Annotated in this window: 11 protein-coding genes; 5 read left to right on the top strand and 6 right to left on the bottom strand. The window is 62.7% G+C overall.

Translation table 11 applies throughout. The features are described 5' to 3' along the window. Positions 1–2 precede the first annotated feature (2 nt). The 3 genes from ACOCLD_RS00595 to ACOCLD_RS00605 are packed head-to-tail and all read left to right on the top strand — an operon-like array spanning position 3 to position 3,237. The gene (locus ACOCLD_RS00595) at positions 3–1,622 is read left to right on the top strand and encodes a methyl-accepting chemotaxis protein (RefSeq protein ID WP_233685323.1); all 1,620 of its coding nucleotides are present in this window, start codon (positions 3–5) and stop codon (positions 1,620–1,622) included. Positions 1,623–1,645: 23 nt separating this feature from the next. Further along, complete coding sequence (locus tag ACOCLD_RS00600) at positions 1,646–2,821, top strand: porin (RefSeq protein WP_422910457.1); 1,176 nt, start codon at positions 1,646–1,648, stop codon at positions 2,819–2,821. 11 nt (positions 2,822–2,832) lie between these two features. After that, positions 2,833–3,237 carry a phosphate ABC transporter substrate-binding protein gene (locus ACOCLD_RS00605; protein WP_257779396.1) on the top strand — a complete coding sequence of 135 codons (405 nt, stop codon included), beginning with the start codon at positions 2,833–2,835 and terminating at the stop codon, positions 3,235–3,237. Between the two features lie 78 nt (positions 3,238–3,315). Here the strand turns inward: ACOCLD_RS00605 and ACOCLD_RS00610 are convergent, their stop codons facing one another. From ACOCLD_RS00610 to pgaA, 6 genes are all read right to left on the bottom strand, one after another. Beyond that, on the bottom strand, positions 3,316–4,029 hold the full coding sequence (locus ACOCLD_RS00610; protein WP_422910458.1) for a substrate-binding periplasmic protein: 714 nt from the start codon (positions 4,027–4,029) through the stop codon (positions 3,316–3,318). Beyond that, positions 4,016–5,695 (bottom strand): ABC transporter substrate-binding protein, encoded by a 1,680-nt coding sequence (locus ACOCLD_RS00615; RefSeq protein ID WP_422910459.1) that lies wholly within the window; start codon positions 5,693–5,695, stop codon positions 4,016–4,018. The genes ACOCLD_RS00610 and ACOCLD_RS00615 overlap by 14 nt, the downstream gene beginning before the upstream one ends. A 95-nt stretch (positions 5,696–5,790) precedes the next feature. Then, positions 5,791–6,309 (bottom strand): poly-beta-1,6-N-acetyl-D-glucosamine biosynthesis protein PgaD, encoded by a 519-nt coding sequence (gene pgaD, locus ACOCLD_RS00620; RefSeq protein ID WP_422910460.1) that lies wholly within the window; start codon positions 6,307–6,309, stop codon positions 5,791–5,793. Further along, positions 6,306–7,646, bottom strand: a complete 1,341-nt coding sequence (gene pgaC / locus ACOCLD_RS00625; protein WP_422910461.1) for a poly-beta-1,6-N-acetyl-D-glucosamine synthase — start codon at positions 7,644–7,646, stop codon at positions 6,306–6,308. The genes pgaD and pgaC overlap by 4 nt, the downstream gene beginning before the upstream one ends. After that, complete coding sequence (gene pgaB / locus ACOCLD_RS00630) at positions 7,643–9,646, bottom strand: poly-beta-1,6-N-acetyl-D-glucosamine N-deacetylase PgaB (RefSeq protein WP_422910462.1); 2,004 nt, start codon at positions 9,644–9,646, stop codon at positions 7,643–7,645. Before pgaB ends, pgaC begins: the two co-directional genes overlap by 4 nt. 11 nt (positions 9,647–9,657) lie before the next feature. Continuing rightward, a complete protein-coding gene (gene pgaA / locus ACOCLD_RS00635) occupies positions 9,658–12,084 on the bottom strand; it encodes a poly-beta-1,6 N-acetyl-D-glucosamine export porin PgaA (protein ID WP_422910463.1) in 2,427 nt (808 codons plus the stop codon). A 325-nt stretch (positions 12,085–12,409) separates the two neighbouring features. On the opposite strand from pgaA, the gene ACOCLD_RS00640 reads away from it, so the two are divergent. Next, the gene (locus ACOCLD_RS00640; protein WP_422910464.1) at positions 12,410–14,341 is read left to right on the top strand and encodes a putative nucleotidyltransferase substrate binding domain-containing protein; all 1,932 of its coding nucleotides are present in this window, start codon (positions 12,410–12,412) and stop codon (positions 14,339–14,341) included. Further along, the gene (locus ACOCLD_RS00645) at positions 14,338–15,042 is read left to right on the top strand and encodes a PolC-type DNA polymerase III (RefSeq protein WP_422910465.1); all 705 of its coding nucleotides are present in this window, start codon (positions 14,338–14,340) and stop codon (positions 15,040–15,042) included. The genes ACOCLD_RS00640 and ACOCLD_RS00645 overlap by 4 nt, the downstream gene beginning before the upstream one ends. Positions 15,043–15,111 lie beyond the last annotated feature (69 nt).

Genomic DNA, 15,111 nt, shown 5'->3' on the forward strand with positions numbered 1-15,111 from the left:
CCATGTTGAAAAATCTCTCGCTGACGCTGAAATTCTTGCTGCTGCCTGCCATCGCGCTGCTGGGTCTGCTGCTGTATGTGGGCTACACCTCGCTGCAACTGGCAAACAACGATGTGCGCCTGGTCACGCTGGAAACCCATAGTTTCCCGACCCTGGAAAAAGCCGATGCGGTGATCTTCCAGTACTCGCGCCTACCCGGCCTGCTCAATAGCGCCGTAGCCGCTGGTGAACTGGAAACCCTCGACGAAGCACGCAAGGTGCTGGCCGACATTGCCAGCATGCAGCAGAACCTGCAGAGCCTGGTGACCCAGACCAACCGTCGGCAGGAACTGGATGCCTGGCGCAACGCAATCCAGCGTTATGCCGACAACGCCCTGCCCGCCTCGGAACAGCTGATCAAAGGCAGCGCCAGCTTTGAAGACCTTGCACCCAACCTGGGGCGCATGGCCAGCGACCTGGGCGAGGCGCAAAAACTCGGTGATGCGTTCCGCGCCCATGCCTATCAGGACTTCCAGGAAACCCTGGCGCAAACCCGCACCGATAACGCCACCACCACCCGCGTCGGCTTTGCCCTGTCGGCCATTCTGGTGCTGCTGATCAGCATCGCCTCGGTGCTGGTGATTCGCGGCACCATGGCCAACGTGCGCGGCGTGATCACTTCACTGCAGGCCATCGCCCGCGGTGATGGCGACCTGACTCGCCGGGTAAATGTCGACTCCAACGACGAAATCGGCGAAATGATTCAGCTGTTCAACAGCTTTATCGACAAGTTGCAGGGCACCATCCGGCAGATCATCGATGCCGCCAGCCCGCTGGCTGGCATGTCCCAAGAGCTTTACCGGCTGACCCAAGGGGCCGAGGAAAACGCCCGCTCCCAGCAGGGCCATACCGACTCGATCAGCCGCGATATCCTGACCATGACCAACAGCATTCAGGAAGTCGCCCACCGCTCGCAACAGGCCTCCGAAGAAGCCGGAGCAGCCTCGCAACAGGCTGATCAGGCGCGCAAGAACATCGGCAGCCTGTCGAGCAGTATCAGTGACCTGGGTAGCAGCGTGATGGGTGCCGTCAGTGCCATGCAGCAGCTGGAAGAGGAAACCCAGCAGGTCGGCTCAGTCCTGACCGTGATTCGCAGCATCGCCGAACAGACCAACCTGCTGGCACTCAACGCCGCCATCGAAGCCGCCCGTGCCGGCGAGCAGGGCCGTGGTTTTGCCGTGGTGGCTGATGAAGTGCGTAACCTGGCCTCAAAAACCGCGGCGTCCACCACCGAAATTCAGAACATCATCCTGCGCCTGCAGAACAGCGCCAACGGCGTGCTCAGCGTCATGACCGCCAATGGAGAAAAAGCCCAGGCGAGTATCGAGCGCTCGGTACAGGCCACGCAAATCCTCGAAGCCATTGCCGGAGCCGTCGGCCATATCAACCAGCTGAATGCCGGTATCGCCCAGTTCACCCAGGAACAAATCGGCCTTTCCAGTTCCATCCAGCAAGACACACAAGTGTTGCAGCAGGACGCACAAGCAACCGCTCAAGGTGCAGAAGCCACCGCTCGTCTCGGCGAACAGTTGGTCAGCACAGGGGATCATCTGCGCGCGGCGACCGCCCAATTCCGCGTTTAACCTGAACACAGGAGCATCACTGCATGTTTAAAGTCCGTCTGCTTCCCTTGGCCATCTGCCTGGCCACTGCCCCAGCCTTCGCGCTGGAGCAAGGCGAACACCGCTTCAACACGTTCGGCACGGTCGGTATCACCCACCTTGGGGGTGAAGATGATGGCCGCAGTTACGGCATTACCGGTCAAACCACCGATTCCTGGCGCGGCGATCAACTGTCCAAGTTTGGCGCTCAGATCCAGTACGGCCTGACCGACACCCTGGGCATCACCGCACAAGTCACTGCCAAGCCGGCGCAGGATGACTGGCAGGCCAATATCGAGTGGCTGTACCTGTCCTGGCAGACCACCGACAACCTGATGCTGCGCGTCGGCCGCCTGCGCACCCCGGTTTACATGTATTCGGAAAGCATCGACGTAGGCTTCAGCTACCCCTGGCTGCGCCTGCCTGACGAGGTCTACAGCCAGGTTCAGCTGTCCAACTACGAAGGCGTGGATGCGGTGTATACCGTACCGCTGTCCTACGGTTCAGTCGCCTTCCAAGTCGCCGGCGGTCAAGCCAAGAACCGTGACATCTTCGCCTTCGATGAGATGCACGACATCGACTACGAGAAAGTCTTTGGCGCCAATATCAGCCTGGCCACCAATGACTTCGGCACCCTGCGCGTAGGGTATGTAGAAGCGGATATCAGCACCAAGATCGAAGACTTCGTCAACCGCCCGAACATCCCTTTCCTCGGTTTGAATGGCCCGGGCGTTCAGCGCTTCCAGACCATTGATAAGCAGAAGGGTAAGTTCACCTCCATCGGCTACCAGTACGACAACGGCACCTGGCTGACCAGCAACGAATGGACCTCGCGCAGCATTGAAGCGGACAACAGCGGCACCATCGATGCGTTCTACCTGATGGGCGGCCGCCGCTTCGGCGAGTTCCTCACCCACGTCACCTACGCCCAACTGGATGACGATGCCGGCCGGCAGAGTTCCTGGACTCTGGGTCTGAACTACAACCTGCTGCCCAACGTGGTGCTGAAAAGCGAATACAAACGCGTCGACACCTCCGGCGGCTATGACGGCGTATTCATCCGTAGCGCCCAGGAAGCCTTCGACAACGCCCTGTCTGACAGCTCCAACGGTGCCCTCGGCAGCCCAGCCCGCAATTTTGACGGTGACATCATCAGCGTCGGCGTCGACTTCGTATTCTGAGGAGAGCATTGATGAAGCATTCCATTCAAACGCTCTGCGCCGCCGTGTGCCTCAGCGTGAGCGCGCTGGCCCAGGCTGAAGTCGCGGTTATCGTCAACCCGGGCGCGGCCAAGGCCCCGAGCCAGGCCGAAGTCGGCAACATCTTTCTGGGCAAGGACAAGTCCATGAAGGGCGTTGACCACAAGGACTGGTCCGCCACCAAGGACAAGTTCTACAGCGCCGTGACCAACAAGAACGAGTCACAGCTGAAGTCCTACTGGTCCGGCCTGGTGTTCACCGGCAAGGGCCAACCCCTGCCAAGCGTGGCCGGTGACGCCGACGTGGTCGCCAAGGTCGCTGCCGAAGCCGATGCCATCGGCTATGTCGATGCGGCAGCGGTGAATGACTCGGTCAAGGTGTTGTTTACCCTGCCGTAAGGCCTGCTCAGGTATAAAAAACCGCCCATCAGGGCGGTTTTTTTGTGGATCGCGGTTCCCCCATGAACGGTATCAGCCTCAATAAAGGCTGAGTTCATAACGCTGGTACAGGGCCTGCACCCAGCCTTCGACATACATCGCCTGCAACTCCATCTGCAGGCGCTGCAACAGCGCGGGATCGAACTGCGGGTGGCAGGCGATATCTTCCATCAGCGTCAGAAACGGCAGCACCTCGCGCAACACCGGGTCGACAGCACGCGACCGCGCCACCGCCGCGCTGGTGGCCCATAGCCGTGCACGCTGGCGTTGCAGCATGCTCAGGTTGAGCGCCTCGTTATTCGAATAGATCACCTGCAAACCGGCACTTTGCAGATACTCGCCCGCCCCAGAGCCTTGATGACTGAGGATGCTCAACCCACGGGCCTGCTGCAGGCTGAACAACTGCAACTCATCCGTCGCCTGGGCATACAGGCCTAGCCGGGAGATCAGCATCGGCCCGATCCACACATAACCCGGTTCACGCTCCTGTTGCCGTTCCACCAGCAGAGCACAGCTATTGGGCTGCTTCTGCACCTGGCGTAACGCCCGTTGCAAAGGCATGAAACGCAATTCATAGCTGCTCTCGGCGCGGCGAAACAGCTCCGCTGCCAACTCCGGCACCAAGCCCGTCCCCTGCCCATCTGTCCCCTGGGTGACTAACGGCGGCCGCTCCCAGGCAAATAGCAGCACCTGCGCATGCAAAGGCAGGCTGAAAAACCACAAGGTGATGACCCACACTCTAATCCCAGGCACGCAGGGCCTCCTGATAAGGCAAGGTACGCCCCGCTGGGCGCTCCTCGGCCAGCGCCGGCCAGGGCGCGCCGGGTTTGCTTAACCAGTCGGCCGGATCACCTTGAGGATTCATCTGTGGGGCGCAGGCATGCTGTTGCCGCGCGCCGAGTTGTTGTAAGTGCTGATCCAGGGCTGCCGCCAGGTTGCCCATGGCCTGACTGGCGCTGAGCTGACCACTGAGTGCCGGATACAGCTGCCGCCACCAGTGGCTGGCCATGCCACTGTAATCCGGCACATTGGCCCCGGTGGGCGTCCAACGCTGCGCGGCCGGGCTGCGATAAAACTCAACCAGACCGCCGAGCCTCGGTGCCGCATCGAGCAACGCGGGGGACTCAAGATCGGAGCGGCGGATGGGCGTCAGCCCAACCAGGGTCTTGCGCAAGGAAACCGACTTGGACACCACGAACTGCGCATACAGCCAGGCAGCCTGCCGCTGCTTCAGCGGCGTGGCCTTGAGCAGGGTCCAGGCCCCGACATCCTGATAGCCGGACTTCATACCTGCCCGCCAGTAGGCACCGCGTGGCGAAGGCGCGACCCGCCATTTTGGCTTGCCGTCGGCATCCAGCATGGCACTGCCCGGCCGGGTGTAATCGGCGGTAAAAGCGGTGTACCAGAAGATCTGCTGGGCAATTTGGCCCTCGGCCGCGACATTGCCGGCCTGGTTGAAGGTCATCTGCTGCGCCTCGGGCGGCGCATAGCGTTTCAGCCAGTCGATATATTGCCGCAAGGCATAGACCGCCGCCGGGCTGTCCAGCGCACCGCCACGGCTCATACTGGCCCCAGCAGGGCGACAGCCTTCGACGCGAATGCCCCAGTCGTCCACCGGCAAGCCATTAGGCAAGCCCGTATCGGCCACTCCGGCCATCCCCAGCCAGGCATCGGATAAACGCCAGCCCAGGGACGGATCGAAGGCACCGTAATCCATATGGCCGTAGACCCGCTGGCCATCGATTTCGCGCACCTGCTCGCTGAAAAACGCCGCAATGTCCTCATAGGCCGACCAGTTCTGCGGCACGTCCAGCTCATAGCCATAACGTTCACGGAAAGCTTTGCGCAGCTCGGGCCGGGCGAACCAGTCCTGGCGATACCAGTAGAGATTGGCGAACTGTTGATCAGGCAGCTGGTAAAGCTTGCCGTCCGGTGCGGTGACAAAAGGCAGGCCGATAAAATCAGCCAGATCCAGACTGGGCAGGGTTACCGCCGCCCCTTCGCCGTGCATGAATGCCGAGAGCTCCAGCACCTGACCCTCGCGAAAATGCTGGCCGAGCAGGTCGCTATCACTGATGTAGGCGTCATACAACGACAAACCGGTCTGCTGCTGGGCGCGCAGCTTGTTGACCACATCATCCTCACCACTGACCTCATGGATCACCCGGATACCGGTGAGCTGACTGAACAGCGGCGCCAACACATTGGCCTCATACCAGTGTGTGTCGATGCGCTCGGCGATCACCCGAATCTGCACACCCTGAAACGGGCGGGCGGCCTCGATAAACCATTGCAACTCAGCCTGCTGTGCATCACGGCTGAGGGAACTGGGCTGTAACTCCGCCATCGCGTTGGCCAGTGGTTCGCCAGCCAACGCGACGCCACTCAGGTACAACGCCATGCCGATTGCAATGCGCATGCACAACTCCACTGCTGATGTGCATTTCACTCTAGCCCAGCTTATGGCTCCAGTCGCAGTGAGTGAGCGCCACTGCAAGGGCGCGCCTGGCGCAGTTAGCTGCTTAGCAATTCACCACCCGCTACAGCCGTGCTGAACTCGGCATCCTGCAAGGCCTGCTCGGCGGCATGAGCGGGCAGACGCAACGCCGTCCCAGGAAACTCGATGGCCGCCAGCGCGCCATGCTCATGGTTATGCAGGATCAGCACCTGCTGGTTCTGCAGGCAATCGAGAACCGCCAGCGACACCTGAAAGTTCGTCGACAGGCCCACTTCACAGATATCCGGCATGCGCTCGCGACGCTCATAGCCGCTGGCGCGCTGCTCGTTGTATTTGGCCCAGACCAGGAGCACGGCGCCGATCAGCAGCGCCACCAGCAAATAGATCAGCAGGGTGTCCAGGGTCAGCAGAAATTCCGTGCCCAGCGACAACCGTGGGCCCTGCTGATCATTGGCGATTACCGCAGCCACCCCCTGCACCAGCAGATAACCGAACCCTATCCAAGCAATCAGCGTCAGCAGGGCGTCGATGCTGCGCGGCAGCCATTTTTGTTGCGTACGAATCAGCAGGCTCATGAGGCACTCCGTTTGATGCCGCGATCCGGGCTGACCCAGCGCGCGCGTTGCTGGCGGCGTTTGAGCATGACCTTGGGAAAGCTGACCAGGGTGGTAAACAGGGTGAGCATCCAGAACGCCAGCGGGTACCAGATGATCCAGAACAGCGAGCGTGCCAGCCCTTGCTCATAGCGACGCTCGATCAGCAGGCTGAGGCTGAACTGCACCAGGCACACACAGGCCAGCACCAGCCCGGTAAAGGCCGGCGGCATCATGCTGGTGACTTGCAGGTTGGCCGGCAGCTCAACCACCTGCCCCGCCAGCCAGAGCAGAATCGACAGGGCAAAGGTGAAGGCCCAGACAGCCGACAGGCAGAACTCGATCAGCAGCGGCCACATGTAGCGAAAGCGCCAGACCCAGATGCTGCCGACGTTTTTCAGCAGCACTTCAGCACCACCCTGGGCCCAGCGCAGGCGTTGCTTCCACAAACCGCGCAGGGTTTCCGGCATCAGAATCCAGCACAGCGCACGCGGTTCGTAGAAGATCGACCAGTGATCGAGTTGCAGCTTCCAGCTGACGTCAATGTCTTCGGTGATCATGTCGGCGCTCCAGTAGCCGATGCGATCCAGCGCGCTGCGGCGAAACGCGGCGATGACCCCGGAGACGGTAAACACCCGGCCGTAAACCCGCTGGGTGCGCTTGATCAGGCCGATGATCGAGGAGAACTCACCGACCTGGATGCGCCCGACCAGGGTCGAGCGGGTGCGAATACGCGGGTTGCCGGTGACTGCGCCCACCCGTGGGTTGTCGATCAGCGGCGCCACCAGATAAGCGGCAGCGTCCTGATCCAGCAGGGCATCGCCGTCGATGCACACCAGGTACTCGCTGCGCGCCGCCAGTGCGCCCATGCGCAGGGCCACTGCCTTGCCCTGGTTCTGCGCCAGGTGCAGCACACGCAGGCGCGGCTCTTCGGCAGCCAACTGATCCAACACGGCACCGGTGTTGTCGCTGGAACCGTCATTGATGGCGATCACTTCAATCGACCGATAGCGTTGCGCCAACGCCGCACCGATGGTTTCACGCGCGTGCTCGCCTTCGTTGAAGCACGGGATCAGGATCGACACCAACGGCTCGCCGGCCAGTTCCGGCGGCATCACCTCGCCGGTATTGGACCAAGGCCAGTGGCGCTCCCAGTGCAGCCAGAAATAACAGCCACCGGTGATCCACAGCGCTGACATAAACAGCGGATAAAAGAACACGAAGTCCAGCAGCACATCCCCGGTCAGGCTCAGCGCCACGCCCACCGGCGCGCCAAGCACCAGCAGCAGAATCAGCAGGGCATAGATACGGTCAATCATGGCAACGGATACCAGGCATTGGAGAACGCCGGACGAATGCTCTGCACGCGCGGCTGGTCATTGATGAAGTCGTCGGGGTAGTAGCCGTAGTTGCGCACGCCATTCCATTGCAGGCGACGCATCCACTGGGCAAGCAGTTGGCTGTCGATCGGCCCGGCACTGCCACTGCGCCAATCACGCGCCTGCAACTCGAACACCGTGCGCTGCAACGCGCCGGGGCGCTGAGCAACCTGCTGCACCAAGTTGTCCAGCCAGGCATCGGCCTGCGCCTGCTCGACGCCTTCCATAAAGGGCATGGCCATCGGCGCGGTCCAGTCGTAGCTGGCGAGGAAGTCGTCGAGGTTCTGCGCGAACCAGGTTTCGCTGTAAGGGTTGATGATCGGCTGGGCGTACATGTTGCGCGCCGTCTTCACCTGCGGTCCACGAATGGCACGGACCTTGGCCGTCAGCTCGTTGGTAAAGTCGATCAGGTAGCGGCTCTTGAAGCGCGTCCAGCGTTGCAGGGTGTCCTCGTCGCCGCGCAACAGGGCGATATCACCCGGCAGGCCAGCGGCGCGATAAGCCGCCAATGCCGCCGGGCTGGCATCTTCGAAATCCGACAGCAGGGCATCGTCGTGGTAGAGCACGCCGAAGAAGTTGGCGTGCCGCGCCAGGTCTTCATAAATCTCGCCGATCTGCTGGCGCACCGTCGGATCGAACGGCGACAGGCGGCGGTACTGCTCGGCATCCACTGCAGGCGTGCCATCCGCCGACCAGCGCTGCACCCGTGGCAGGCTGGCAGCCAGATCAAAGCTGAGCACCGGCATCCAGGCGAATACCTCGACTTTAGCGCGGGTGCGCAACTGCCAGGCCACGCGGTTGAACAGGTCGGCGCGCACCGGCAAGTGACGGTTGGGGAAGTACAGCGACTTGACCAGGCCATCGCCCTCGGGGTCGGCATAGGCCTGCAGAAACACCGTGGTAATGCGCAGGTCGGCAATCCGCTGCACCAGTTTGCCGAGATTGGCATCCATCTGCTGTGGATCGGCGTCGTAGACATAATCCAGGTCAACATGCGCCACGCGCATCAGCTCTGCTTCTTCCACCGCGCTGATGGCAGCGGCAAAGCGGCTGGTGTCCGGGTCGCCATTGAGCAGAAAACGCGGCCCGTCCTGCAGGCTGGCGAAGGCGCTCAGGCCATCTTCCAGGGTCAGCGCCAGCTCGTAGCCATTGTCACCGACGATCTTCAACGCCGTGCCGCTGGCCGCACCATAAGGCCAGACCCAGACGCGCGGCGCACGGCCGCTGGCAGCCTCGATCTTGGCGCTGATGCGCGCCACATCCTGGCCGATGCGCGCGCTGTACTCGGCGTCGCTTTCATAGCGTTTCTGCTGCGGGTCGTACAAACGCGTCACCGCGGCCGGCTGCACATTGCCCTGGGGGTTGGCCAAGGCGCCGTAGTGCAGCGCATCCGTGTGCGCAGCAATCTCCACCAAACCGCTGGCGGCAATTTCATGGATTTGCGCCCAGGTTACAAAACGCTCACGCGCCACTGGCAGGCCGCCGAAATCCACCGGACGATCGGCCGGCGTGTCCATCCAGACGCCCACCGGGGCCAGTACGGCAGGCCACTGATAGGCTTTTAGGATCGGCAGAACGCGGGTGTAAAAACTGCTGTAACCGTCATCAAAACTCAACAGCACGGCCTTATCCGGCAGCGCCGGGCCACCCTGACGGGCCGCCAGCAGTTGATCCACTGACACCGCCTGGTAACCGTTGGCCTTGAGCCAGGCCAGCTGTTCGATCAGGTTGGCGGTGCGCACCGACATATAGGCCTGGCTGGCATCGGCATCCTCCACGTCGTGATAGGCCAGCGCCAGCACCTTGCCCTGCGGCCACGGGCTTTCACCTGCCGCCTGCATCCGCTGCTGCGGCGGCGTGAAGGGCGGAGCGGAAACGGCGCAAGCGCCGAGCAACAAAGCGACCAGCCCGAGCAGGCCGCAGCGGGAAAAAAAGCCCATGGGGGAAATCCTTAAAAGCGGTAATTGACGTCGAACAGCACGCGCACTTCCTGCTCGCGCTCACCGTCGTAAGCACGGCTCAGGGCGGAGATGGCCAGGCCGCCGTCGAAGCGGTCGGCGAAACGCAGGCGCTGGCCGTAACTGATCAGGCCGACGGCATCAGTGCCGTAGCCGCGCTGGCTGTTGCTGCCCGCGCCCAGTTCAGCCTGCTGACTCCAGACCGTCTGGTAACGCCGATACAGGGTGTGCGACAGCTTTACGCTGGGCAGCACACTGAACTCGGCCTCGGGATTGAAGTACGGCACTTCATCCGAGCCACTGTTGCCGCTTACGCCCAGTTCCAGGCCCAGGTCGGCCTGCCAGGTCGGTGCGGTGTAGAAGCGCTGGCTGCCATCAAGCAGCAGGCCATAGCGGTTGTTGCCATCACTGAAATGCGCGGTATTGACCGACGCACGCCACTCGCGTCGCTCATCACCGCGCCAGCGCAGGTAGCCACTCAGGCTGTCGGCCGTGATATCGGCATTCAACGCACGCAACGGCGTATCGCTAGACAGATGCTGCGCCGACCAGCCGTACTGCCAGTGGTCGTCGATATCGTGGCTGCCACTCAGGCGCAAACCCAGCGGGTTGCCATGCCCGAAGTCATGGCGCGACAGCTCGGCCTCGACGGTGTGGTTGCGTACCCGCCATTCAGCGCCGGTGCGAAGCCAGCGGTGCTGGCCGCGCCCCTCCTCGAAATCACCGGTGGCATAACCACCGCCGACAAACAGCCGCCAGTCATCCTGCAAGGGCGCGCTGTACAGGGTGGTGTCGATGCCCAGGTCATTACCGCCGGAGACACTGCTGCCCGAGCCCAGGCCGCGATAGCCGGAAACTTGCAGCTCAGCCATATGATGCACCTGGCGCAAACGCTGCAGCCGTTGCGCTTGCAGGCTTTCCGGGTAACGCTGGATCACATCATCAGCGAGCAGATCCAGCTGCCGCCATTCCTGCAACTCCAGCGCGGCCAGGCCTTGCTCGACCTCCAGGGCAAGGTTGCGCGGGGCGGTGCTTTCCACCACTTTCAACTCATCCTCGGCGCGCCGCGGCCAGCCACGCGCGAGGTACAAGCCGGCGCGCGCGGTGCGCAGGGCGCTGTTGTTCGGCGCATTGTCGGCCAGTTGCGCGTAGGCCTGCTCAGCGGCGGGGGTGTCATTCACCTGCAGGTAAGCAGTGGCACGCAACGCCTGAGCTTCCAGCCAGCGCGCATTGGGCTCCGGCTCGGGATTGCCGAGCAGGTACAGGCGTGGTGGCTGCTGCGCAGCCAGTTGCTCGGCCTGTTGCTGCGCGGCGTCCAGCTGTTCACTTTCCACCAGGGCGTAGAACAGGCTGCGCTGATCTTCCAGCCACTCGGGGTGCTTGTCGTTTTCGCTGGCCAGGACCTGACGGTAGAGTTCAGCGGCCTGCTCGGGCTGACGCAGGTAGAGCATGGCGGAGGCCACCCAACGCAGCGCATAGCTCGGCAGGCTGACCTGCTCAGCCTGTAACTGCTGGTACTGCGCCAGCACCTCGCTCATCCGCACCCGTGCATGCAACGCGCCCAGGCGGTCGATGCGTACGCGCCGACTGTCCGCCTCGGCTTCGGGCTGCCCGGCCCAACGCTGCAACAACTGCTCGGCCTCGGTCAGGGCGCGGTCGGCGATCTGAAAGCGCTCGCCTTCACTGCGCGTGGCCATGTCCGCCAGACGCACCTGCTCAGCGAGCACATCGCCCTGCAACTGACGCACCTGGGCCGCGTCCAGCAGGCCCGAGTAGCGCTGATTCAGGGCCAGGGCCTGCTGTGGCAAGCCGGCACGCTGCAGGCTCAGCAGGTACTCGCGAGCCACATCGGCGCGGCCCGGAGCCAGGTCATGGGCGCGGTCGATTTCATGCAGCGCGGCATAGCGCTGACCCGCGCTCAGGTAGGCATAGCCGAGCACCAGGCGGCGTTCGGCATCCTCCGTGGCCTGATTCACCAGCGCCTGGCCCTGAGCAATCGCCGCAGCGTGCTGCCCGACATCGGCCAGGGTCATGACCTGGCCGAGCAGCAGCCCCTGGTGGTCGGCAAAGCGCGCCAGCCCCTGCCGATAAACCGCCAGGGCGGCCGGCCACTGGCGCAGGTTGCGGTAAGCACGCGCGACAACGGCCAGAGAATCGGCCGAGAGCATCTGTACGCTTGCCTGCTGCTCATACAGCGCAACCACTTCTGCGTCCTCACCGGCCCAACCGGCAATCAGCAGGTGATCATTCAGGTAACGCGGCGATTGCCAGTTGGCCTGCTGCGCGCGCAGAAAGCTCAAAGCCGGCTGGTAGTCACCGCTACGCGCACGCTCGAGCAGGGCGTCATAGGCCGGCTGGCCCTGCACCCAGGCGCTGAACAACAAGGCGGAACACAACAGGCTGGTTTTTTCACAGATCAAGCGGCGAGTCGCGCTTACAGCTACGCGACTGGTCTTTACATCTAAGGTCACGGACTACGTCCCTGTATTGACTGGGTTACAACAAGGCACAGGCTGTGCAAAGGCATTTTTTTGACATCGGCGCGCATTATGCCACAGCAAAACCATTTTTCTGACGCTTTACTGACGAAACGCCAACAGCAACTCAGGCAGATTCATAAGCCTTTGATCTGATGAAGAAAGTTTTTTTGACGCTACTGGGATAAACGGTATCTAGACTTACGTCCAATGGCGCCGGCGGCCGCATCAGCCGACCATGGATACTCAGAAAACTGTGAGGCCGCCCATGAGTACAGCGGACGCATTCGCCCAAGCAGGCAAGACGGCGGTGCTGCAGAACATCCATGGCACCATGGCCTTCCTGCAGAAATTCCCGCCGTTCAACCAGATGGATACCGCCCACCTGGCGTATCTGGTGGAGAACTGTCAGCTGCGCTTTTATGGCGAAGGTGAAACCATCATCAAGCCGACCGACGGCCCGGTTGAGCACTTCTTTATCGTCAAACAGGGCCGCGTGCATGGCGAGCGCCCGCATTCGGCGCGGCGCGGCACGGAAACCACCTTCGAGATCACCACCGGCGAATGCTTCCCGTTGGCCGCGCTGATCGGCGAACGCGCCACCCGTACCGAGCACCTGGCCGCCGAGGACACCTTCTGCCTGCTGCTGAACAAGCCGGCGTTTATCAAGCTGTTCTCGCTGTCCAACCCGCTGCGTGACTTCGCCCTGCGCGGGGTCAGCAGCCTGCTCGATCAGGTCAACCAGCAGGTGCAGATGCGCGCGGTGGAAACCCTCGGCGCGCAGTATTCGCTCGACACCCGCCTCGCTGAGCTGGCCATGCGCAACCCGATCAGCTGCGCCCCGGACATGCCGCTGCGTGATGCCGTGCAGCTGATGCATGAACAGCAGGTCGGCAGCATCGTGATTGTCGACCCGGCCCTGAAACCACAGGGTATTTTCACCCTGCGCGACCTGCGCCGCGTGGTGGCCGATGGCGTCGATCTGACCCAGCCCATCGACCGCCTGATGACTCAGTCGCCCTTCCATCTGCCACCGGATGCCAGCGCCTTCGACGCCGCCATCGCCATGACCGAGCGGCATATCGCCCACGTCTGCCTGGTGGAGAACGAGCAGCTGTGTGGGGTGATTTCCGAGCGCGATCTGTTCAGCCTGCAGCGCGTCGACCTGGTGCATCTGGCGCGCACCATTCGCCACGCCGGACGGGTGGAAACCCTGGCGGCGCTGCGCAGCGATGTGCGGCAACTGGTCGACAGTATGCTCGCTCACGGCGCCAGCTCGACGCAGATCACCCAGCTGATCACCCTGCTCAACGATCACACCGTATGCCGGGTAATCGAACTGACCCTGGAGGATATGGGCGACCCTGGTGTGCCGTTCACCTGGCTGGTATTCGGCAGCGAAGGCCGCAGCGAACAGACCCTGCACACCGATCAGGACAACGGCATTCTCTTCGAAGCCGCCGACGCAACCGAGGCCGCCGCCATTCGCGCGCGCCTGCTGCCGCTGGCCCAGGAGATCAACCAGCGTCTGGCGCAGTGCGGCTTTACCCTGTGCAAGGGCAATATCATGGCCGGCAACCCCGAGCTGTGCCTGTCACGCCAGGAGTGGGCGCGGCGCTTCAGCAGCTTCGTGCAGGAAGCCACGCCGGAAAACCTGCTGGCCTCCAGTATCTATTTCGACCTGCGCGCAGTGTGGGGCGAGCCGCAGGGCTGCGAGCAGCTGCGCCAGGGCTTGTTGCTGCAGGTGGCTGGCAATAGCCTGTTCCAGCGCATGCTGGCAGAGAATGCCCTGCGCCAGCGCCCGCCGGTGGGGGTGTTCCGAGACTTCGTGGTGGCCAGCAAGGGGGCCGAAAAGGACACCCTGGATCTCAAGGTGCAGGGCCTGACACCCTTTGTCGACGGCGCGCGCCTACTGGCCCTGGCCCAGGGTGTAGCGGCCGTAGGCACCCTGGATCGGCTGCGTGCACTGATCCGCCAGGGGGTGATCGATGCCCAGGATGGCGCAGCCTACGAAGAGGCTTACCATTACATCCAGCAAGCGCGGCTGCAGCAGCATCAGCTGCAGGCACGCAATGGTCAGCCCTACTCCAACCGGGTCGACCCTGATCACCTCAACCACCTCGACCGACGCATTCTGCGCGAGTCCTTCCGCCAGGCGCAGCGGCTGCAGAGCAGCCTGGCTACGAGGTACCAACTATGAGCAAGTTCACCTGGTTTAGCGGGCGCGGCCCGGCCCTGACGCAACTGCAGCTGCAGCGGCGCAGCCAACTGGCCGAGCCATGCGCATTGGATGAGCGTCCGCTGCAGCAGCAGCGCTTGGTTATCCTCGACCTGGAGACCAGTGGCCTGAACATGCGCCGTGATCAGGTGCTGTCGATTGGCGCGGTGGTGATCAACAACGGCGCCATCGACCTTGGCCAACAGTTCGAATGCACCCTGCAGCGCCCGGATCATCAGGCCAGCGCCAGCACCCTGATTCACGGCATCGCCCCCAGCGAGATCGCCAATGGCGTGGAACCCGCTGAAGCGCTGCTAAATTTTATGGAGTTTGTCGGCGACAGCCCGCTGCTGGCCTTTCATGCCGAATTCGACCAGCGCATGCTCGCTCGCGCGCTCAAGCAAAGCCTGGGCTATCGCTTGCGCCATGCCTTCTTTGATGTCGCCGAGATCGCCCCACTGGTCTGCCCCAAAGCCAATCTGCCCCACGCAGGGCTGGACGACTGGACCCGCTATTTCGGCCTGCAGGTGCAGCAACGTCACCACGCCAGCGCCGATGCCCTGGTGACTGCCGAGCTGGCGCTGATCCTGTTCAGCAAGGCGCGTCAGCAGCAGCTCGACAGCCTGCCGGCGCTGTTGCAGCAACTCAACAGCCGCCGCCGTCAGCGCGCGCATTCGATGTAAGAGCACTTTTACCAACCAGCTCTGTAGGAGCGGGCCATGCCCGCGAACCTGCGATCAACCAGATCGCAC

This window comes from Pseudomonas cimarronensis, assembly GCF_049331905.1.
GTDB lineage: Bacteria > Pseudomonadota > Gammaproteobacteria > Pseudomonadales > Pseudomonadaceae > Aquipseudomonas.